At 66.2% G+C, this 19812-nt stretch carries 19 protein-coding genes; 12 read left to right on the top strand and 7 right to left on the bottom strand.

Annotated elements, in window-relative coordinates; all coding sequences use genetic code 11:
* Nucleotides 1–205: 205 nt before the first annotated feature.
* Nucleotides 206–1483 carry an amidohydrolase family protein gene (locus RKE40_RS15390; RefSeq protein WP_316019109.1) on the bottom strand — a complete coding sequence of 426 codons (1278 nt, stop codon included), beginning with the start codon at nucleotides 1481–1483 and terminating at the stop codon, nucleotides 206–208.
* Between the two features lie 109 nt (nucleotides 1484–1592).
* On the opposite strand from RKE40_RS15390, the gene RKE40_RS15385 reads away from it, so the two are divergent.
* Complete coding sequence (locus RKE40_RS15385; protein WP_316019108.1) at nucleotides 1593–2000, top strand: nuclear transport factor 2 family protein; 408 nt, start codon at nucleotides 1593–1595, stop codon at nucleotides 1998–2000.
* Nucleotides 2001–2005: 5 nt separating this feature from the next.
* On the opposite strand, the gene RKE40_RS15380 is transcribed toward RKE40_RS15385, so the two are convergent.
* On the bottom strand, nucleotides 2006–2764 hold the full coding sequence (locus tag RKE40_RS15380; RefSeq protein WP_316019171.1) for a GntR family transcriptional regulator: 759 nt from the start codon (nucleotides 2762–2764) through the stop codon (nucleotides 2006–2008).
* Nucleotides 2765–2996: 232 nt separating this feature from the next.
* Between RKE40_RS15380 and RKE40_RS15375 the strand changes: the two genes are divergently transcribed.
* Genes RKE40_RS15375 through RKE40_RS15365 form a run of 3 tightly spaced genes read left to right on the top strand, consistent with a single transcriptional unit; the run spans nucleotide 2997 to nucleotide 5661 of the window.
* Complete coding sequence (locus RKE40_RS15375) at nucleotides 2997–3827, top strand: ABC transporter ATP-binding protein (protein WP_316019170.1); 831 nt, start codon at nucleotides 2997–2999, stop codon at nucleotides 3825–3827.
* A gap of 1 nt (nucleotide 3828) precedes the next feature.
* Nucleotides 3829–4602, top strand: a complete 774-nt coding sequence (locus tag RKE40_RS15370) for an ABC transporter permease (RefSeq protein WP_316019107.1) — start codon at nucleotides 3829–3831, stop codon at nucleotides 4600–4602.
* A gap of 33 nt (nucleotides 4603–4635) precedes the next feature.
* Complete coding sequence (locus RKE40_RS15365) at nucleotides 4636–5661, top strand: ABC transporter substrate-binding protein (RefSeq protein WP_316019106.1); 1026 nt, start codon at nucleotides 4636–4638, stop codon at nucleotides 5659–5661.
* 159 nt (nucleotides 5662–5820) lie between these two features.
* On the opposite strand, the gene RKE40_RS15360 is transcribed toward RKE40_RS15365, so the two are convergent.
* From RKE40_RS15360 to RKE40_RS15350, 3 genes are all read right to left on the bottom strand, one after another.
* Nucleotides 5821–7014: a cyanate transporter gene (locus RKE40_RS15360; RefSeq protein ID WP_316019105.1), complete on the bottom strand. Its 1194-nt coding sequence runs from the start codon at nucleotides 7012–7014 to the stop codon at nucleotides 5821–5823.
* A gap of 65 nt (nucleotides 7015–7079) precedes the next feature.
* Nucleotides 7080–8462 (bottom strand): amidohydrolase family protein, encoded by a 1383-nt coding sequence (locus RKE40_RS15355; protein WP_316019104.1) that lies wholly within the window; start codon nucleotides 8460–8462, stop codon nucleotides 7080–7082.
* A gap of 46 nt (nucleotides 8463–8508) precedes the next feature.
* Nucleotides 8509–9216, bottom strand: a complete 708-nt coding sequence (locus RKE40_RS15350; protein WP_316019103.1) for a FadR/GntR family transcriptional regulator — start codon at nucleotides 9214–9216, stop codon at nucleotides 8509–8511.
* Between the two features lie 190 nt (nucleotides 9217–9406).
* Here RKE40_RS15350 and RKE40_RS15345 point away from each other — a divergent pair, with 190 nt between their 5' ends.
* Genes RKE40_RS15345 through RKE40_RS15310 form a run of 8 tightly spaced genes read left to right on the top strand, consistent with a single transcriptional unit; the run spans nucleotide 9407 to nucleotide 18994 of the window.
* Nucleotides 9407–10468, top strand: coding sequence for an ABC transporter substrate-binding protein (locus tag RKE40_RS15345; RefSeq protein ID WP_316019102.1), 1062 nt, complete (start codon nucleotides 9407–9409; stop codon nucleotides 10466–10468).
* A gap of 24 nt (nucleotides 10469–10492) precedes the next feature.
* Complete coding sequence (locus RKE40_RS15340; protein WP_316019101.1) at nucleotides 10493–11554, top strand: ABC transporter substrate-binding protein; 1062 nt, start codon at nucleotides 10493–10495, stop codon at nucleotides 11552–11554.
* Nucleotides 11555–11568: 14 nt separating this feature from the next.
* The gene (locus tag RKE40_RS15335) at nucleotides 11569–12816 is read left to right on the top strand and encodes an ABC transporter permease (RefSeq protein ID WP_316019100.1); all 1248 of its coding nucleotides are present in this window, start codon (nucleotides 11569–11571) and stop codon (nucleotides 12814–12816) included.
* A gap of 1 nt (nucleotide 12817) precedes the next feature.
* Nucleotides 12818–13654 carry an ABC transporter permease gene (locus RKE40_RS15330; protein ID WP_316019099.1) on the top strand — a complete coding sequence of 279 codons (837 nt, stop codon included), beginning with the start codon at nucleotides 12818–12820 and terminating at the stop codon, nucleotides 13652–13654.
* Nucleotides 13651–15120, top strand: coding sequence for an amidohydrolase family protein (locus tag RKE40_RS15325; protein WP_316019098.1), 1470 nt, complete (start codon nucleotides 13651–13653; stop codon nucleotides 15118–15120). Before RKE40_RS15330 ends, RKE40_RS15325 begins: the two co-directional genes overlap by 4 nt.
* A 3-nt stretch (nucleotides 15121–15123) precedes the next feature.
* A complete protein-coding gene (locus RKE40_RS15320; protein WP_316019097.1) occupies nucleotides 15124–16236 on the top strand; it encodes an ABC transporter ATP-binding protein in 1113 nt (370 codons plus the stop codon).
* 5 nt (nucleotides 16237–16241) lie between these two features.
* On the top strand, nucleotides 16242–17813 hold the full coding sequence (locus tag RKE40_RS15315) for an amidohydrolase family protein (RefSeq protein ID WP_316019096.1): 1572 nt from the start codon (nucleotides 16242–16244) through the stop codon (nucleotides 17811–17813).
* A complete protein-coding gene (locus RKE40_RS15310) occupies nucleotides 17813–18994 on the top strand; it encodes an amidohydrolase (protein ID WP_316019095.1) in 1182 nt (393 codons plus the stop codon). The genes RKE40_RS15315 and RKE40_RS15310 overlap by 1 nt, the downstream gene beginning before the upstream one ends.
* 109 nt (nucleotides 18995–19103) lie before the next feature.
* On the opposite strand, the gene RKE40_RS15305 is transcribed toward RKE40_RS15310, so the two are convergent.
* A complete protein-coding gene (locus RKE40_RS15305; protein WP_316019094.1) occupies nucleotides 19104–19316 on the bottom strand; it encodes a hypothetical protein in 213 nt (70 codons plus the stop codon).
* A 90-nt stretch (nucleotides 19317–19406) separates the two neighbouring features.
* Complete coding sequence (locus RKE40_RS15300) at nucleotides 19407–19688, bottom strand: hypothetical protein (protein WP_316019093.1); 282 nt, start codon at nucleotides 19686–19688, stop codon at nucleotides 19407–19409.
* Between the last annotated feature and the right edge of the window lie 124 nt (nucleotides 19689–19812).

Genomic DNA, 19812 nt, shown 5'->3' with positions numbered 1-19812 from the left:
AAGCATCCCGTCCAGCCCTCCCACAGGCGCGGTTGGCGCGGCCTATGTCCGTGGCGTCCGGCCCGCGGTCAGTCCGCCGCCTCCGGTCGGAGCTATCGGATCGCAGAATTGCCGAGCATTGCCGCGGACCCCGCCATTTGCCCGGCAAAGCCGACCACGCATCGGGCTCGGCTGGGCCACTCTGGCGGGGTGGCGGCTTCCGGAGTCAATGCTCGTTCACCCCCCTTGGCTCACTGGACATGCTCGCGGCCGGCAGGTTCAACCGCGCTGGCGGCCTCTCGAAGCTCAGGCGCCCGCGCTTGAAGCCCATGACCGGTTCGGCGATTTCCGCCAGCGCGTCGCCCGGCGTCCGGGCATCCAGGATGACAAGGTCGGCGGGATTGCCGACGGCGATGCCGTAATCGGCGAGGCGCATCAGCCGTGCCGGCGCGGTGGTCACAAGGTCGAGGCACTGCTCGAATTCGTGCGGGCCGCATTGCGCGACATTGGCGTAGAGATTGCCCATGCGCAGGAGCGAGGCGTCGCCGAAGGGCGTGAAGGGATTGAGCACATTGTTCGTTGCGACCGAGCAGGTCACGCCTTGAGCCGCCAGCAGATGCGCCGGCGTGAGCCCGCGCGGCCTCGCATGGGTCTCCTGCCGGCCCATGAGGTAGAGGTCGGTGGCCGGTAGCACGGTCAGGGCGATGCCGGTATCGGCGAGCCTTCGCCCGATCGTCGCCAGGGCATCGGGAGGAATCATCGAGAGCTTGGTCACGTGGCCGATCGCCACGCGCCCGCCCCAGCCATGCAGCTGGGCCTGCCGGCAGACCTCGTCGAGATGCATCCAGCTCGGATCGAGGTCGAAATCGAGGTGGAAATCGAGATCGACATCGAAGCGCCGCGCCAGTGCGAAGAGCCGCTCGATCTGCGCCGCCGGATCGGTGTCTGTATAGGGGCAGCCACCGAGGAGGTCGGCCCCGTCCTCGAGTGCGGTGACGAGCAGTTCCTCGGTGCCGAGATCGTTGGTCAGGCCCTCCTGCGGAAAGACGCAGATCGAGAGGTCGAGCCCCCAGGCATAGTCGGCCTTCAGCGCCTTGATCGCCGCAAAACTGCGCAGTCCGGCGCGTGGGTCGACCTCGACATGGGTGCGCATCCGGGTGGTACCCTTGCCGATCGCCTTTTCGATGACCCTGGCGCCGCGCTCGTAGACATCGGCCTCGGTGAAGTTGCGCTTCATTGCGGCGACGGACGCGATGGCGCCGGCGAGTCCACCATGGTCGTGGCCGCAGCGGCTGAGCAGGCAGGCCTTGTCGAGATGGATATGGCTGTCGACGAAGCCCGGCAGCGCCAGCCGGCCGCCGACCTCGACCTCCGGCGCATCACAACGCAGCCCCGCGCCTATGGCCGCGATCCTCCCGGCCCTGACGCCGATATCCTGCGGTTGGTCATGGCCGCGGATGGTCGCTCGGCGAAAGACGAGATCGAGAGAAGGGGCGGTCGGCATGGCTCTGCTTGTCGTTTGGTATTCAGTTGCGCAGAAAACATGCATGCACTTTATGTGCCGAGACGCTAAACACTAGGTTCAGGATGACCCCGTGACAGTGGACCAGACCATGTTGAACCGCGTGGAGCCGCTCTCGGACGCCGAGATCGTGCGAGCCTATCTCGAAGCCTCGATGGTGCCGGATCCGGACGGCGCGGCGCGGTACATGGCGCCGGGGACGCCGATCACCTTTACCGGGGGGCGCCTGTTCGACCATCCGAGCGGACCGTCGGGCTTCAACGCCATGCGTTATCGCTGGGTGAAGAAGCGCATGGAGCGTTTCGATGTCTGCCCAGCCGAGGGCGAGACGATCGTCTACAGCGTCGGCACGCTCTATGGCGAATGGCCAGACGGCACCGCCTTCGAAGGCAATCGCTATGTCGATCGTTTCGTCGTGCGCGATGGGCTGATCGTCAAGATGGACGTCTGGAACGACAGCGCCGAGCGCATCCTGCAGCAGCGCGGCATCGTTGCCTGAAACGGCTATTCGGCCGCGCTCAGCCGGCGCTTGCGCCCGGAAGGCGGGGCGGCGGGCGCCGTCTCGGCATAGGGCGCCAGAATATCCATGATGTCGCGCCCACGCGGTTTCGCGTGCGCGACCAAGGCGCGTTCCGCAACCGAATCGAGGTGATGGTGCATCAGGCTTGCCACAGCCTCTGCATCCCCCGCCTCGAGCGCATCGATCAGCTGCCTGTGCTCGTTTATCCCGCACTCGGATGAATGCGGCCGGCTGAACAGGGATAGCGTCAGGCAGCAGCGATAGGCGATCTCGCTGACATAGCGGATCAGGATCGGGCTCTCCGTCATCGTCGCCAGCAGGATGTGGAACTCGGTCGCGAGCCGGATCGAGACTGCGTCCGGCCCGCTGCGTGCGGCATCCTCGGCATCGACATGGGCGCGCAACGTCGCGACCTGGCTCTTGCTCAGCCGGCCGGCGAGCTGGCGCACGACGAGGCGCTCGAGCTCGATGCGGATGTCGAACGTGTCGCGCGCCTCCTGCCAGCTCGGGGTTGCGACCACGGCAATGCGGTTGCGGCGCAGCTCGACCAGCCCCTCGGCGGCCAGCTGACCGAGAGCATGGCGCGCAATTGTGCGACTGACACCGAAACGTTCACCAAGCGCATCCTCGGGCAGTTTCTCGCCCGGCTCGAGCGCCTGCTCGATGATCGCGCGGCGCAGGGCCCGGCATATCTGTCCGACCTTGTCCGAGGGGCCGCTGCCCCCACCACCGTCACGCGCCATCGTCATCGTCCACCCTGTGCCAGCCGTCTTAGCGCCGTCCCGGGGGACCGCGCAATGCATGCAGTGCGCCAGGAACCCTGCGAACAGCCGCGGTAGCGGTCGTGCCTTCGCCGCTCCATGAACGGCGAGCGGCCACAGAGCATCCAATGCAGTTTGGCATTCCTATTGCATGCACTTTCTCATGAGCCAGACCAGCCCCCTTCTCGCCACCGCGGTGGCGCCGGAACCCGAAATGCAGGCCGCCGCGCAGCCACGGCTCGCAGCGGAACTCTCGCAGGCCTCCGTCACGTTCGGACGCGGGGCGAACGCCGTCCCTGCCCTCTCCGAAACGACGCTGCGCATTCCGGATGGCGAGTTCCTCGCGTTGGTCGGCCCTTCCGGCTGCGGCAAGTCGACCATCCTGCGCCTGGTCAGCGGCCTCGTGCAACCGAGCTCGGGCGCCGTCATCGTGGGCGGGCGCGAGGTCGCGGCCAAGGCGCTGCGGCTCGGCATGGCCTTCCAGAACCCGACCATGCTGCCCTGGATGACGATCGAGCAGAACGTCATGCTGCCGCTCAAGATCGTCGAGCCATTCCGCTCGCAGTTCCGCAAGGAGAAACGCGGCAGCTTCCGCGACAGGGCGCATGCGCTGCTCGCGCAGGTGGGCTTGCAGGGCTTTGCCGGCAAATATCCCTGGCAGCTGTCCGGCGGCATGCTCCAGCGCGCCAATCTCTGCCGCGCCCTGATCCATGAGCCGCGGATGCTGCTGCTCGACGAGCCGTTCGGCGCGCTCGACCAGTTCACCCGCGAGGAACTCTGGGCGATCCTGCAGGAGCTCTGGCTGACCCATCGGCCGACCGTCCTGCTGGTGACGCACGATCTGCGCGAGGCCGGCTTCCTGGCGAGCCGCATCTGCGTGATGAGCGCCCGGCCCGGCCGGATCATCGACGACAGCCCCGTCGCATTCGCGCGGCCGCGCAGCATCGCCATGACCTTCGAGCCCGGTTTCGTGGCGCTGAACCAGCGCCTGCGCGAGCTGATCGTCGATGCCCGTTCGGCCCAGGCAATAGCGGGGAGCCACTGACATGTCCGAGAATCTCAAGCGCAAATTCTGGGCGGCCGCGCTGATCCTGCTGTTCTTCGCCGGCTGGGAGGTGTTCTGCATCGCGTCCGGCATGTCGGACCTGATCCTGCCGCGGCCGAGCCAGGTCTTCGCCACGCTGGTGCAGCGCTTCCCGATCCTCTGGCCGCATATCCTGCAGACGCTGGCGACGACGATGCTGGGCTTCGGGCTCGGCGTGGCGCTCGGGGTCGTGCTCGGCGCGATCATCGGCGTCTCGCGCACCGCCTACGACACGGCCTATCCTCTGCTGATCGGGTTCTCGTCGATCCCCAAGGTCGCCGTGGTGCCGATCTTCGTGCTCTGGTTCGGCTCGGGCACGGTCCCGGCGGTGCTGACCTCGCTCGCAATCTGCTTCTTCCCGATCGTCGTCAATATCGCGACCGGCCTCGCCACCACCGAGCCAGAGATGGAGGACGTGCTGAAGGCGCTCGGCGCCAGCAAGCTCGACATCCTCTGGAATGTCGGCCTGCCGCGGACGATGCCGTTCTTCTTCGCCTCGCTGAAGGTCGCCGTCACCTATGCCTTCGTCGGCACCGTGCTGGCCGAGACCGTCGCCTCAAATCGCGGCATCGGCAACGTGATGATGACGGCCTCCTCCAACTTCAACGTGCCGCTGGTGTTCGCTGGGCTCTTCATCCTCGCCGGGCTCGGCGTGGCCCTCTACGTCGCCTTCTCGCTGATCGAGATGCGCGTCACCGGCTGGGCCAACCGCAAGAACGATTTCGCCGCCGCCTGATCTCAATCCGCGCAAAACAAGAGGGGAAAGACCATGCTCAAGACACTGACTGCGGCCCTGCTCGCGAGCTTCGCGCTGGCCGGCTCCGCACTGGCGCAGGAGACGACCATCAAGTTCACCCTGGGCTGGAAGACCCAAGGATCGGACGCCGCCTTCTTCGTCGCCCGCGACAAGGGCTACTACAAGGCCGAAGGGCTGAACGTCGTGATCGACCAGGGAGAGGGCTCGGGCGCGACGGTGACCCGCATCATGGGCGGCGCCTATGATGCCGGCTTCGGCGACGTCAATGCGATCATCCAGAACGCTGCGGCCAAGCCCGGCGAAAACCCGGTCATGGTCTACATGATCTGGAACCGCCCTCCCTTCGCGATCTCCAGCAAGAAGACGACCGGCATCGCCAAGCCGAAGGATCTGGAAGGCAAGACGCTCGGCGGCTCGCAGGGCACGCCGACGACGCGCCTGCTCGAGGTCTTCGCGCGCAAGAACGGCGTCGACATGTCCAAGATCAAGCTATCGAACATGGCGCCGAACCTGCAGGAGCCGCTGCTGATCAAGGGCGAGATCGACGGCGCGCTGATCTTCAACATCACCAGCTATTTCAATCTGCTGCTGAACCGGCAGGACCCGCAGAAGGACTTCAACTGGCTGATGTTCGGCGACTACGGCCTCGACCTCTATTCCAATGGGCTGATGGTCTCGCAGAAGCTGCTCAAGGAGAACCCGAAGGCCGTCGCCGGGCTGGTCCGCGCCACCAACAAGGCCATGCTCGAGATCGGCAAGGACCAGAATCTCGGCATGAAGGGCGTGATGAACTTCGACAACCTCGTCGACGAGAAGATCGAGAAACAGCGCCTGCAATACTCTTTCAGCGAGCTGATCGTCTCGCCCGAGATGAAGGAGATCGGCGTCGGCGACACGAAGGACGACCGCATGGCCCGCGCCATCGGCATCATCGTCGAGGGCTACCAGCTTGCCCGCACGCCGAAGCCGGAGGAGATCTTCTCGCGCCAGTTCCTGCCGCCGAAGGGCGAGCGCGAGCTTGTCTACACGCCGAACTGAGCGCCAAGGCTTGTCATGAGCAAGACGGTATTCGCGACGGCATCGCCCAGCACGTCGTCGCGAATGCCGCGCTTCGATATGAGGGCAACGTCGTCCGCGCCGCAGTTGCCGACCCGGCCAGTACACGGACCTGGATTATGCGCCCAGCGTTCGGCACTTCTATCTGCGGGTGGCCGAACTGGTCCGTAGACCACTATCGGAGCGAATGCCGAGCGCGAGCGCGTAATCCTGTGGCCTGAAGCGGCAGGCCAGGACAGCGACGAGGCCCATGGCGCCGGCATGGACGAGCCAACCGAATGAAAGACCGCCGGCTCGCTCACCCAGGGCGGCGACGATCCACGGAAAGCTGCCCGCGATCAGGAAACCGCCGCCCTGCATGAAGGCGGAAAGAGCGCCTGCTTCGATCGGGTTCTCCAGGTGATCCAGGGCTACGACCATGAACAGCGAGAACGCTCCCCCCATTCCGATGCCGATCACGACCGCCCAGAGGGTGGGGTGGAATTCGGGAGCGAATGCGAGCCCGCAGAAGCCGACGAGCTGCTGGCCGAGAGATAGGAGGATCCAGGGGCGCCGGTCCAGGCCCTTGGAAGCCAGCACGGGAAGCGCGAGCGCGGCGATAGCCTGGCTCGTCGCCAGCACGGCGAGAAGGCTGCCGCTGTCCGTACTGGACCAGCCCATCCGCTGATAATAGGGCGCGAGCCACGCGACGATCGAGGCATAGCTGCCGTTGACGATTCCGAAGCCGACCATCAGCAGCCAGGCTCGCGGCCTGGACATCAGGTCCCGAAGTCCCAGCGTGCCGCTCGGCCCCGCGCTGTTGGACGGCAGATGAAAGAAGGAAACGGCAGCGGCCAGGACGGCGAACGGCGCCATCCAGCCGAGACCGAGTCGCCAGTTGCCGCTCGCTTCGGCGATCAGCGGCGATAATTGGGCGCCGATGGCGCCACCGCCCATCAGGCACGCCGAGAACAGCCCCATGGCGAAGGGCGTCCTGTCGAGGAAATGCGCCTTGATGCGCCGCGGAAAAACCGCCTGGAGGAGCCCCACGGCCAGGGCGCAAAGCGTCGTGGTGGCGATCAGAACGCTGCCGCTATCGGTCGCCATCCTCCAGCCGGAGAACAGGCCGAGCGCGGTCAGCGCCCCGACGATGACCCAGCGGTCCTCGACGATTTTTCTCTGAATGGCGGGGCCGAGGAAGGCGCACAGTCCCATCGCCGCCATGGACAGGCTCGCGAACAGGGACATGCCCTGATCGCTGAGCCCCGTCGCCGCGTGGATATCCGAAGCCAGGGGAGCCACGCCGGTGAGGAAAGGCCTGAGATTCAGGCCGATCAGCACGACCGCGAGATACATTGCAGCTCCTGGGGCACGCATGCGATCGCCGGAAAGACAGCGATCGCATGGTTCGCACCGGTGGATTACCAGGCCGGAAGCGGGCGGTAGCGCCGGTCGGCCACGACATCGCGCACGAACCGCGCGCCGGCCGTGGCTTCCTCCCGCAGCCGCTCGATATCAATGGTCGGGAACTCCCCGTCCGAATAGAGAACCTTGCCTGCGACGATCGTCGATTTGACCTCGGCCCGCGAAGCGTAGCGCAGCAGCTCGCTTGAGAGATGCTGCGAGGACATCATGTGCGGCCCGCTGCCGTCGAGCACGACCATGTCTGCGGCCTTGCCGGGCTCCAGCGAACCGACCAGATCGTCGCATCGCAGCACCGAGGCGGCCTCGATGGTCGCCATGTCGATGATCTCGCCGGCGGACAGAAATTCGGCGTCGTAGCTCGACACGCCCCATTTGGCGCCATGGATGAGCCAGGCGGCCCGCATGTTCACGAAGATGTCGTTGGCCTGGTTGTCGCAGCCGAGCGCCACGCGGATGCCCGAAGCGCGGAAGCGCGGCAGGTTGGGAATGGCATTGAGATTGGCGACACATTCCACCGGCGAGTGGGCGAGGCCCGCCCCGCCGCGGGCCAGGAGCTCGATCTCCTTCTCGCTCGCCAACACGGCATGGACCGCGACGAGATGCTCGTCGATGACGCCGAGATCGGCGAGCCGCTCGATCGGGCGGCGCCCGAAGGCGGCGAGGCAGAACTCGACCTCCTCGCGATCCCTGCCGATATGGACCTGGATCGTCGCGTCATGCCGGCGCGCGAGCTCGGCTCCGCCCTTGAAGTAGGCCTCGGAGAAATTCATCAGCGCGGAGACATTGACCGCCCCCCGGATCAGGCCCTCCCCGCGCGCCGGGTGCCGCTTCAGGAAATCCTCGGTCGCGAGAAGCTCCTTCTCGGCCTGCCCTTCCCGCGCCTTGTACCAGGAGCGATCGGTGATCTGGCTGTAGAGCGCCGCGTGGTGGAAATCCTGGTCCGCCGCGCCCCGCGCCATCACGCAGCGGATTCCGGTCTCCTCGATCGCCTCGACGATTGCCGGCTCATGCGCAGGGTTCAGGGTTCCCTCGCACATCGTCGTGATGCCGGACCGCAGCAGTTGCGCGGCGATGAGCCTGACGGTCGTGGCGGCCTGCTCGGCGTTCAAAGAGCGCTGGGCCGGGCTGTAGATGCGCGGGATCATCGGCAGCTCGCCGCTGGTCAGCGAGCGGACGAAGCACTGGGTGCAATGCGTATGGGCGTCGATGAAGCCCGGCATGATGATGGAGTGGGCGTCACCTAGGACCTGGTCGCAGCGGAAGCGCGACGCGATCTCCGCGCGCGGGCCGACGGCCAGGATCCGGCCGGCCCGGGAGACGGCCATGCCGTCGTCGATGACGGTCCGGTCCTTGTCCATGGTAACGATGCGACCGCGCACCGCGAGGTCAACGCTCTCTAGCTCCACTGTCTCAGCCCTCTCGACACTAGACGATAAACGGTTCACCCTGCCGCAGGGTCTCGTAGGTCTGCGCGACCGTTTCCATGTGGGACATCACCGCCTGCCAGGCGGCATGCGCATCGCGCCGGGCGATCGCTTCGACGATCTCGCGGTGCTGCTCGCTGAAGAACGCCCTGCGATCGGGGCGGAGCACCGCGCGGCGCATGGCCCCCCAGACGATCTTCTTGCGTGCCTGGTTGACGGTCTCGAACAGCTCCGTTGCGAGCGGGTTGCCGCTGCCCTGCGCGATGGCCCGATGAAAGGCTTCGTCGAAGACTTCGTAGTCATCCATGTTCCTCGCCGCGGCGCAGCGCCGGCAGGTGGCCTGGATCTCGGCGATCTGCGAGGGTGTGGCGTTCACGGCTGCGAGCGACGCAAGCGATGGCTCGACCATCCGGCGGGCATCCAGAATGTGCCGCGGGCTGCAGAAGTCCGTGACGTCGGCCGCGAGCGGCTCAGCCTCGCTGCGGCGGCCGCGGAAGGTGCCGCGGCCGACATGTCGCCAGAGCGAGCCCTTCGCCTCGAGCCGCTCCAGGGCCTGTCTTATGGCGTGCCGGGTCACCTGAAAGCGCTCGGCGAGCTCCCGTTCCGTGGGCAACTTCGCCCCCGTTCGATCTGCCGCAGCCGCCATCATCGCCTCGATGCCCTCTTCCAGAGCCGATCTAATCTCGTTCGTGATCCGCTGGCGAGTCATAATTGCAACCAATGATTTGCTTTGGTTGAAACCAAATGCTCAAGCCTTGCTCACGAAGTCAAGATTTTTCAGCACGATTCAGAGTTGACAGCGGCCAAAACAGATATTCAAGTAAGCGCCAACAATCTGGATGCGAGCCAAATCGCAACCAAAAATGCAACCAATCCAACGGGGAACGGAGGTTGTCGCCATGGCAAACCGCAGCATGCTCGGCCTGAGCATGGCGCTGGTCGCACTGATCGCGCCGCAAATCGCATCCGCAGATTCGATCACGGTCGCCAATAACGGCGGCGCCGCCGGGGCCGGCTATCGCGAGGCCTATTACAAGCCCTTCACCGCGAAGACCGGGCACACGATCGTCGACGATCAGTTCAGCCAGGAGCTCGCGAAGATCCGCTCGCAGGTCGAGACGGGTAATCTCGTTTGGGACGTGGTCAGCGTGACGGCGATCAACGAGGCCACGGCCTGCGACGAAGGCCTGCTTGAGCGCATCGACTGGTCTAAGCACCTCGACCCGAAGGATTTCGCCGATGTCGGCGGCTTCGGCCAATGCGGCCTGCCCAACAATTTCGTCTCCGGCGGCCTCGTCTACGATTCGAAGAGCTACGAAGGCGGCGAAGCGCCGAAGAGCTGGGCCGATTTCTGGGATGTGAAGAAGTTTCCCGGCAAGCGCGGCCTGCTCTATCGCGCCGAGCAGACGCTGGAGGTCGCGCTCATGGCCGACGGCGTGCCCCCGGCCGACGTCATGAAGGTCCTCTCTGCGCCCGGCGGCGTCGACCGTGCCTTCAAGAAGCTCGCGGAGCTCAAGCCGCACATCAAATGGTGGAAGAGCGGCGACGAGTCCATGCAGGCCATCCTGACCGGCGAGGTCGTCATGACCTTCGCCTGGAACGGCCGGGTCGGCATGGCGAACCGCGCCAACAACCGCCAGCTCAAGATCGAATTCGGCGCCGGCCACGTTTCCGGTAGCCAGATGATCGCGGTGATGAAGGGGACCAAGAAGAAGGACGTCGCGGTCGACTTCATCAAGCTCGCATCGTCGCCGGAGCCACAGGCGAACTTCGCGCGCGCCATCGACTATGCGCCGGTGAATGCCAAGGCCTACGCCTTCCTGACCGAAGCCGAGCGCGCGACGCTGCCCGCGGGGCACATGAAGCTGGCGTCGCTGCAGAGCGGGACGGTCTATCTCGACTTCTGGCTCAACAACGGCGACGCGCTGCTCCAGCGCTTCATCACCTTCGCCGCGCAATAGCACTCGGATCCAGGGAGACTACCGATGCGGCCGGTTCATGCTGCGATCGCGACCGCGATCGCCCTTACCTTCTCACAAGCGCAGGCTCTCGGCGCCGAAACGCTGACGATCGTCACCCAGGGCGGCCAGCCGGGCGATGTCCAGAAGAAGACGGTCTTCGAGCCCTTCACGGCCGAAACCGGGATCCAGATCAGGGTCGACACGTTCAATCAGGAGCTGGCGCGGCTGCGCACGCAGGTCGAGACGGGCAACCTCGTCTGGGACGCGGTGAGCCTCAACCCGATCAACGAGGTCGCCGGCTGCGAGGAAGGCCTGCTCGAAAAGATCGACTGGTCGAAACACGCCAGGCCTGAAGCCTTCGAAGCCGTAGGCGGCTTCGGCGAATGCGGAGCGCCCTACCTCGCCTCGCCCGGCGCTCTCGTCATCGACTCCGACAAGCTGAAGGGCGACGCGGCGCCGAAGAGCTGGGCCGATTTCTGGAACGTCGCCAAGTTCCCCGGCAAGCGCTCCCTGATGTACCAGCCGGACCAGACGCTCGAGATCGCGCTCATGGCGGACGGCGTCGCGCCGTCCGATGTCGTCAACGTCCTCACGGGACCAGGTGGCGTCGACCGCGCCTTCAGGAAGCTCGCCGAGCTCAAGCCGCACATCAAATGGTGGAAGAGCGGCGACGAGTCGATGCAGCTCCTGCTCACCGGCGAGGTCTCGATGGGCTATGGCTGGCTCGGCCGCGTCAACGCCGCCAACAGCTCCAACAACCGCAAGCTGCGCATCGTCTGGGATGCCGGCTACACCAACGCCCTGATCTTCCTGGGCGTCATGAAGGGCTCGCCGCGCAAGGAGGCGGCGATCCGCCTGATCGCCTACCAGCTCTCGGCGCCCGTCCAGGCCCGGCACATGGAGGCGCTCGGCAATCCCCCGGCCAATGCCGACGCGAACCCGCTGCTCAGCGAGGCGCGCCGCGCCAGCCTGCCGGACCCGAAATCGCGCAACGGCATGATGCAGGCGGGCTCCCGCTACATCAACTTCTGGCTCGATAATGGCGACGCCATCCGTCAACGCTTTGCGACCTTCGTAGCTCAATGACAGTCATGGCATCGATGTCATCCCAATCTGTGCCGGTCGCGACTGTCGAGAGTTCGCGGCTGGCGGCTCAGGTCAGCGCTTCCGAGCGGAAGCATCTGATCAAGATGCTGGCGCTGCTTGCCCCGAGCGTGATCTTCACCGCCCTGTTCTTCGTGCTTCCGCTCGCACTCTTCATGTTCAGGAGTGTCGACAACCCCGAGATCCAGACCTACCTGCCGCGCACTGCCGAGGTCATGCGAAGCTGGTCGGGCAAGGGTGAGCCGGATGAAGCGGCCTTCGCGGCCATCGCGGCGGATCTGAATGCCATTCGCGGGCAGCCTTCGCTCGGGCTGATCGGGCGGCGGCTCAACTATGCCATGCCTGGCGCTCGCGGCCTTCTCACCAAGACGGCAAGGCGCATGCCGATCGCCGAAGGCGCGTCCGCGCGGGACGCGCTGATCGCGATCGACCCGCAATGGGCAGAGCCGGCGCTATGGGGCGTGCTGCACCAGCAATCCGGACGCCTGACGGACTTCTATCTCCTCACGGCGCTCGATCTCCAGAAATCCCCCGAGGGTGAGCTTCAACGCGTCGCGCCGGACCAGCGCATCTTCATCGACCTCTATGGCCGGACCCTGTCCGTGAGCCTGACCGTCACAGCCCTGTGCCTGCTCATCGGCTTTCTGGTCGCCGCCGTGATGGCGAGGGCCGGCAAGCGCGCAGCCAGCTGGATGCTGATGCTCGTCCTGGTGCCGTTCTGGACATCGCTGCTGGTGCGCAGCACCGCCTGGGTGATCCTTCTCCAGAACGAGGGCCTCGTGAACAAGGCGCTGATGGCGCTCGGCATCATCAACTCGCCCCTGCCGCTGGTGTTCAACCGGGCCGGCGTGCTGATCGCCATGGTCCACGTCCTGCTGCCCTATGCGATCCTGCCGATCTACAGCGTGATGAAGGGCATATCCGGCAACCATCTGCGCGCGGCCGCATCGCTCGGCGCTTCGCCGCTGCGTGTCTTCCGGACGGTCTATCTCCCCCTGACGCTGCCGGGGGTGGCCGCCGGCGGAACGCTGGTCTTCGTCCTGTCGGTCGGCTTCTACGTCACGCCGGCGCTCGTCGGCGGCCCGGGCGACCAGATGATCGGCTACTTCATCGCCTACTTCACCAATTCGGCGGTGAACTGGGGCCTCGCCTCGGCGCTCGGCGCCTTCCTGCTGATCGTCGTCGCAGCGATCTATCTGGCGCTGGGCAAGCTCGTCGGCTTCAACCGTCTGCGGGTGCGCTGACATGCGATCGACCTCTTCCACCACACTCACCGAACGGCTCGCGCTCGGCGGTGCCCGCGTATTCGCCTTCGCGGTTCTCGCCTTCCTGGTCGCGCCGATCTTCGTCGTGTTTCCGCTGTCCTTCACGGCCGGCCAGCTCCTGGTGTTCCCGCTGCCGGGCTGGTCGCTGCAATGGTATCGCGAGTTCTTCACGAGCCCGCTCTGGACCGGAGCGCTGCTCAACAGCCTGTTCGTCGGCATAGTGACGACGATCGCTGCGACGGTGCTCGGGACGATGGCCGCGCTCGGGCTGCACGGCGCGCGATTCCGGCTGAAGCCCTTCATCATGGCCCTGCTGGTCACGCCGATCGCCGTGCCCGTGGTCATCATCGCGGTCTCGGCCTTCTACTTCTTCGCCGCGGTCAACCTCGTCGGCACCTATATCGGCCTGATCCTGGCCCATATCGCGCTGGCCCTGCCATTCGTGGTGATCACCGTCTCGGCGACGCTGCAGGGCTTCGACCCGAACCTTCCCCGGGCCGCCGCCAGCCTGGGCGCCTCGCCCCTGCGCACGCTGCGGACCGTCACCCTGCCGATCATCGCACCCGGCGTGGCATCAGGCAGCGTCTTTGCCTTCGTCACCTCGTTCGACGAACTCGTCATCGCCCTCTTCATCACCAGCCCGCAGCAGCGCACCTTGCCGCGACAGATCTTCAGCGGCGTGAGCGAGAACATTTCGCCCACGATCACCGCGGCCGCCGTCGTGCTGCTGATGGTCTCCGTCGTCCTGATGCTGGTGATGGAGTGGCTTCGCGCACGGTCGGAGCGGATGCGCCGGCCCGGAGGTACAGATCAATGACTGAGCAGATCGCCGACCTCGTCATCTCCGGAGGCCTGGTCGTCGCCTTCGACGGCGAGCAGCATCGCTATCTCGAAAGCGGCGCGATCGCCATCGCCGGCGACAAGATCCTCTCCGTCGGCAGGGACTTCCCGGGACCGGCCAAGCGCAGGATCGATGCCCGCGGGCAGATCGCCATACCCGGCCAGATCAGTACGCACGCCCATATCGGCGCGCATGAAGGGCCGCGACTGCTGGTCGACGGCGGGCGCAGGGAGTTCGTCAGATCGAGCTTCCTGCACTTCCTTCCCCAGAACCGCGTCGGCCGCCCCGGCTTTCTCGCGCCTCAGGATGCGCGGGCCTCGCTGCGCTACGGCTTCGCCTCGCTGCTGCGCAACGGCGTGACGACCGTGGTCGCCTTCGCCCCGGCCGGTCCGCGCGACGGCGAATTGATGCTGGAGACCGCCCGGGAATTCGGCATCCGGCTGGTCTGGAGCCCTGTCGTGACGGGCGGGCGCTACTGGCTGGAAGAGGATGGCAAGGTATCGAGCGAGCTCGATACGAAAGCCGGTTTCCAGTCGCTCGAAGCCACCGCCCGTTTCATCGAGCGCCTGCCGAAAACGGCGGACGCGCGCGTCTCGGGGCTTGTCGCGCTCGATGAATATTACCTCTCGACGCCGGAGCTGCGGAAGGAAGCCAAGAAGGTCGCCGACGCCCTCGGCGTTCCCTTCACCCTGCATTTCGTGGAGCAACACCGCGAGTTCTACGAGACCATGGGCCAAACCGGCCTGACGCCGGTGCAATGCCTTGCGCAGGAGGGCGTTCTCGACGCCGGCACGATCCTCGCGCACTGCGTCTACATCTCGACCCATAGCGCCATCGGCTACCCCGTCGAGGACGACATCGCGATCCTCGGCGCGACGGGCGTCAATGTCGCGCATTCGCCGGTTGCTTTCGCGCGCCGCGGCATCGCGCTCGAGAGCTTCGACCGCTTCCGCCGCGCCGGCGTGAACGTCGCGCTCGCGACCGACACCTACCCGCTCGACATGTTCGCGGAGATGCGGATGGCGTCGCTGATGAACAAGCTCGCCGATGGAAACTTCGAGGCGGGCGCCGCCGCCGATGTCTTCCGGGCCAGCAACCTCGCCGGCGCTTCGGCGCTCGCCCGCCCCGATCTCGGCCGCCTGCAGCCGGGCGCGAAAGCCGACATCGTCCTGGTCGATCCCCGATCCCTGTCGTTCGGGGCCAATCCGGACCCGATCAGGGCGCTGGTCCATCTGGCCGGGCCCGATCGCGTCAGCAGCGTCATCGTGGACGGAAAGGTCCTGGTCGAAGGCGGGCGCCTCCTCGTCGCGGACGAGGAGGAGATCCTCGCCGAGGTCACCGCATCGAGCCAAGCGGTCTGGGACGCCCATCCCAGCCACGACATCCTCGGCCGGACCGTGACCGAACGCTTCCCCCCTTCCTTGCCCCTCTGGGCGGAGTAACTCATGAGCATCCAAGCCATGGCGACCGACGCCGCGCCGGCCAGCGAGCCGCTGGTTCGCTTCTCGCATGTCCAGAAGAGCTATGACGGACAGTCGCTCGTCGTGAAGGACCTCAATCTCGACATCGCCCGCGGCGAGTTCCTGACGCTGCTCGGACCGTCCGGATCGGGAAAGACCACGAGCCTGATGATGCTCGCCGGCTTCGAGGCCCCGACCAATGGCCGGATCACCTTGCAAGGACGCGAGATCACTGCCTTGCCTCCCTATAAGCGGGGCATCGGCATGGTCTTCCAGAACTATGCGCTCTTTCCGCACATGACGGTCTCCGACAACGTCGCCTATCCGCTACGCGCGCGGAAGATGCCCGAAACAGAGATCGCGCAGCGGGTCACGGCAGCGCTCGACATGGTCAAGCTCGGCCCGTTCGGCGCGAGGATGCCGGCCCAGCTTTCAGGCGGCCAGCAGCAGCGCGTCGCACTGGCGCGCGCCCTCGTCTTCGAGCCGGAGCTGATCCTGCTCGACGAGCCCCTCGGCGCGCTCGATAAGCAGCTGCGGGAGCGCATGCAATACGAGCTCAAGCAGATCCACGAGCGCCTCGGCGTGACCATGGTCTATGTCACGCATGATCAGGAAGAGGCCCTGACCATGTCCGACCGGATCGCCGTTTTCGACCAGGGCCGGATCCAGCAGCTCGCTCCTCCAGAGGAACTTTACGAAAGCCCTGCCAACGCCTTCGTCGCCGGCTTCATCGGCGAGAACAACACGCTCGAAGGCGAAGTCGTAGGGAGCGCGCAACGCACGGTCACGGTTCGCCTGGCCCCGGACATCCTCGTGACCGCGACCGCCATCGATCCGCTCGCGGTCGGCGACCGTGCTGTGCTCTGCCTGCGCCCCGAACGCATCAGCCTGGCCCCCGAGGTGGCCGACAACGTCTTTACCCTCCAGGTCGAGCGGCAGGTCTATCTCGGCGAAGCGACGCGCGTCGTCTTCAGCCTCGGCGGCCAGGAACTGATCGCGAAGGGCGACCCGATGAAGGTGCCGGTCAGCATCGCCCGCGACGCTTCGGTGAAGGTGGGCTGGCGCACCGCCGATTGCCGGGCCTTCCGCAAGGAATGACGACGGTGCCATTGCGAGAATTGGCCGACAGCGCTCACCCGGTGATCGTGCGCGGACGGCATATCCTGTGCGGTATCGACGGCGATGACCGGGCGGAACTGCATGCGGGCGGCGCGCTGCTGGTCTCAGGCGGCCGCATTGCCGAGTTCGGCTCGTTCGAACAGCTGTCGATGGCCCATCCCGGAGCCGAGGTCCTCGGATCTGCCGGCGACATCGTCATGCCCGGGCTGGTGAACGCTCACCACCACACCGGGCTCACCCCGCTTCAGCACGGCACGCCGTTCCTGCCGCTCGAGCTCTGGCTGCCCCGCTTTATCGGCTGGCGAACGGTCGATCCGTATCTCGACACGCTCTACTCGGCCATGGAGATGGTGGAATCGGGCGTCACCACCGTCCAGCACATCCATGGCGGGCCGACAGGGCCGCGCGAGGGTTGGCTCGCCGCGCCGGACGCGATCATGCGCGCCTATCGCGACATCGGCATGCGCGCCTCCTACTCCTTCATGTGGCGCGACCGGAACAGGTTCGTCTACGGTGCGCAGGAGGCCTTCCTGGCGTCGCTGCCATCAGAGCTTCGCGCGCCTCTCGAGGGCATGATTTCCACGACACCCAGCTCGGTCGAGGACCTCACTGCGCATTTCGAGGCCCTGCATGACCGGTTCGGCGCCGCCGACGATGGGCTGAGCTGCGTGCAGCTCGCGCCGGCGAACCTGCAATGGTGCACGGCCGAAAGCCTGCTCGCGCAGCGCAAGCTGGCGGAGCGTTATGATGTCGGCCTGCACATGCACCTGCTGGAGACGCCCTATCAGCGGCATTTCGCTCAAGCTGATACCGGCGGCAGCGCGGTCCGGCACCTGTCCGATCTCGGCCTGCTCGGCCCGAAGATGACGATCGGCCACGGCATCTGGTGCACCGAAGCCGATATTGATCTGCTCGCGAAGACCGGGACCTGCGTCTGCCACAACGCCAGTTCCGGCCTCCGCCTTCGCAGCGGTGTCGCGCCGGTGAAGGAGTTCCAGCAGGCCGGCATCACGGTGGCGCTGGGTATCGACCAGGCGGGCGTCAACGACGACCGTGACATGCTGCAGGAAATGCGTGTCGCATGGAATCTCCAGCGCTCGCCCGGCCATGATTTCGAGCCGCTCTCCGAACGCCAGATCTTCCGGATGGCGACCGAGAACGGCGCCACGACCACCGGGTTCGGCCGGCTGATCGGCCGTCTGGAGGTCGGCCGGGCCGCGGACATCGTCGTCGTCGACGGCGCCTTGCTGTCGAGGCCCTATCTCGACGGCGACACCGACATTGTCTCGGCGCTCGTCCAGAGAGCAAAGTGCGGCATGATCCGCGATGTCCTGATCGACGGCCGGCCGGTGCTGAGCGACGGCAAGATCACCGCCGTCGACAAGGAGGCGGTGCTCGCCGAGCTCGGGAGGTCGCTGCAGCGCCCACCGACCGAGGCGGAAGCCGCCCGGCGCAGCCTGGCGACGGCGCTTCATCCCTATCTGCGGCGGTTCTATCAGGACTGGCCGATGCCCGCGCCCGAAACGGGCTTCCGCAGCTTCAATGCGAGATATTGATGACCGCGACCTTCGATCTGACCCTCGACAATGCCCGGCTCGCCGATGGCCGGCTGGTTTCCATCGAAATCTCCGGCGGCAGGATTGTCGCCATACGTTCCGCAGGTGATCCGGTGCAGCGTGGCCAGGAACTCGACCTGAGCGGCCAGCTCGTCCTGCCCGGCCTGACCGACGGCCATGTCCATCTCGACAAGACCCTGCTGGCCCTGCCCTGGCGCCCGCATCGCTCCGCGCCGTCGATCCGGGCGCGCATCGACGACGAGAAGGCGCACCGCCGCGCCAATCCGGCCTCCCTTGTGGAGCGCGGCGCCGAGAAGCTGCTCGAGACCGCGCTGCGCCTCGGCACGACCAGCCTTCGGACCCATGTCGACATCGACGAGGTCTCGAAGCTCGATACGCTGAAGGAGGTGCTTGAGCTGCGCGCGCGCTGGGCGGACCGGGTTCAGATCCAGATCGTCGCCTTTCCACAGAGCGGCGTCGTGACCTGCCCGGTCGCCGCCGAGTATCTGGAGGAGGCCCTGCGCATGGGCGCCGATTTCATCGGCGGGCTCGACCCCCTCGGCATCGATGGCGACCAGAAGGGCCAGCTCGACGTCATCTTCGGCCTCGCCGAGCGCTATGGGCGCGGGCTCGACATCCATCTCCATGATGGCGGCGAGACCGGCCTCGCCGAGATCGACGATATCGCGGCCCGCACGCGCGCCGCCGGCCTGGAAGGACGCACGACGATCAGCCACGCCTTCGCCCTCGCCGATGCCGCGCCCGCCCGCCTGGAGGCGACCGCGACGGCCTTGCGCGAGGCGAAGGTCTCGATCCTGTCGAGCATCCCGGGCGGTGACCGCTGCCCGCCTATTCCAAAGCTGCGCGAACTGGGCGTCGACGTCTTCTTCGGTTCCGACAATATCCGCGACTGCTGGAACCCCTCCTCCGTCATCGGCATGATCGACCGGATGATGCTCGCGACCTATCGCTTCGGGCTGCGGCGCGACGAGGACATCGCGGCGCTGCTCGACCATGCCACGACGATCCCGGCACGCGTCGCGGGGCTGGGAGACGGCGAGATCAAGGTTGGCGCACGCGCCGACCTGATCGCCTTCGAGGCGCTTCACCTGCCGCAGGTCGTCGTCGAGCGTCAAATCCCGAGCATGGTGATCGCAGACGGAACGATCGTTCACGGATGATCTGCGCGGCGGTTGGCCGGCAACGGCGACGGATCGCAGGACAGCATAGCCGCGCTCGGCCATGAGCAGCCGCGCGCCCGCCTCGAAAGCAGTTCCAGTTTTCCAGGCCTTAGACCGCTGCCTGCTCCTTCCTGCCCAAGAGCGTGAAAAGAACGGCCGGCGGCAGGAAGGTCGGCAGGCTCAGCACCGTGCCGCGCGCCGATGCGATGGCCAGATTGTCGTTAAAGACCTCGTTGAAGTTCTCGATCGCGACCGCAGTCGTCGCTCCCAACTGCAGGTTCAGCGTCGCGCGCGCGGATCGTGTTCGACCAGTTGGGAACAAGCCTGACAGGATCGCCCGGGCCAGCTCATCTGCAAGTGAATGGCTGGCAAATTCCGACGATGCCCGAATCTGCCGATCGATCTGCCGATGTCATGATGCCATGGTCAGATGCAACCTCACCTCCCTGGTCACCCAGGGCATCAGCTCGCCGAACATCGGCATGTAGACATCGCGGAAGATGGCTCGCGAGACGTCGGCGACCTTGGCGGGTAATGGGCCGAGCTCGCCTGCGCGGGCCACGATCGAGATCGGCCGGCTGAAGGCCGGGCCGGGAAAGCGGCGCAGCTCGGTCGCCGAAAGATGGCTGATGCTGCGTGCGATCGAGGTCGCGGGCAGGAGGGCCCAGCCGCCCGCATGTGTTTCGGCGTGCAAGTTTGCCCCCGTGAGGCGGAGGACCGGCGTCCAACCTTGACCCCCTTGAGCCGGTTTCGGTGAGACTGCCCATCCTGGTTTCGGATGGGCAGTCTCACCGAAACCGGCTCAAGGGGGTCAAGGT

The organism is Allobosea rubneri (genome assembly GCF_032464875.1).
Taxonomy (GTDB): Bacteria; Pseudomonadota; Alphaproteobacteria; order Rhizobiales; family Beijerinckiaceae; genus Allobosea; species Allobosea rubneri.
This window is presented reverse-complemented; position numbering and strand designations above follow the sequence as displayed.

Bases quoted from the DNA above. Each gene is read 5' to 3' on its own strand.
- RKE40_RS15390 (WP_316019109.1), bottom strand. From the start codon at position 1,483: ATGCCGACCGCCCCTTCTCTCGATCTCGTCTTTCGCCGAGCGACCATC.
- RKE40_RS15385 (WP_316019108.1), top strand. From the start codon at position 1,593: ATGTTGAACCGCGTGGAGCCGCTCTCGGACGCCGAGATCGTGCGAGCC.
- RKE40_RS15380 (WP_316019171.1), bottom strand. From the start codon at position 2,764: ATGGCGCGTGACGGTGGTGGGGGCAGCGGCCCCTCGGACAAGGTCGGA.
- RKE40_RS15375 (WP_316019170.1), top strand. From the start codon at position 2,997: ATGCAGGCCGCCGCGCAGCCACGGCTCGCAGCGGAACTCTCGCAGGCC.
- RKE40_RS15370 (WP_316019107.1), top strand. From the start codon at position 3,829: ATGTCCGAGAATCTCAAGCGCAAATTCTGGGCGGCCGCGCTGATCCTG.
- RKE40_RS15365 (WP_316019106.1), top strand. From the start codon at position 4,636: ATGCTCAAGACACTGACTGCGGCCCTGCTCGCGAGCTTCGCGCTGGCC.
- RKE40_RS15360 (WP_316019105.1), bottom strand. From the start codon at position 7,014: ATGTATCTCGCGGTCGTGCTGATCGGCCTGAATCTCAGGCCTTTCCTC.
- RKE40_RS15350 (WP_316019103.1), bottom strand. From the start codon at position 9,216: ATGACTCGCCAGCGGATCACGAACGAGATTAGATCGGCTCTGGAAGAG.
- RKE40_RS15345 (WP_316019102.1), top strand. From the start codon at position 9,407: ATGGCAAACCGCAGCATGCTCGGCCTGAGCATGGCGCTGGTCGCACTG.
- RKE40_RS15340 (WP_316019101.1), top strand. From the start codon at position 10,493: ATGCGGCCGGTTCATGCTGCGATCGCGACCGCGATCGCCCTTACCTTC.
- RKE40_RS15335 (WP_316019100.1), top strand. From the start codon at position 11,569: ATGTCATCCCAATCTGTGCCGGTCGCGACTGTCGAGAGTTCGCGGCTG.
- RKE40_RS15330 (WP_316019099.1), top strand. From the start codon at position 12,818: ATGCGATCGACCTCTTCCACCACACTCACCGAACGGCTCGCGCTCGGC.
- RKE40_RS15325 (WP_316019098.1), top strand. From the start codon at position 13,651: ATGACTGAGCAGATCGCCGACCTCGTCATCTCCGGAGGCCTGGTCGTC.
- RKE40_RS15320 (WP_316019097.1), top strand. From the start codon at position 15,124: ATGAGCATCCAAGCCATGGCGACCGACGCCGCGCCGGCCAGCGAGCCG.
- RKE40_RS15310 (WP_316019095.1), top strand. From the start codon at position 17,813: ATGACCGCGACCTTCGATCTGACCCTCGACAATGCCCGGCTCGCCGAT.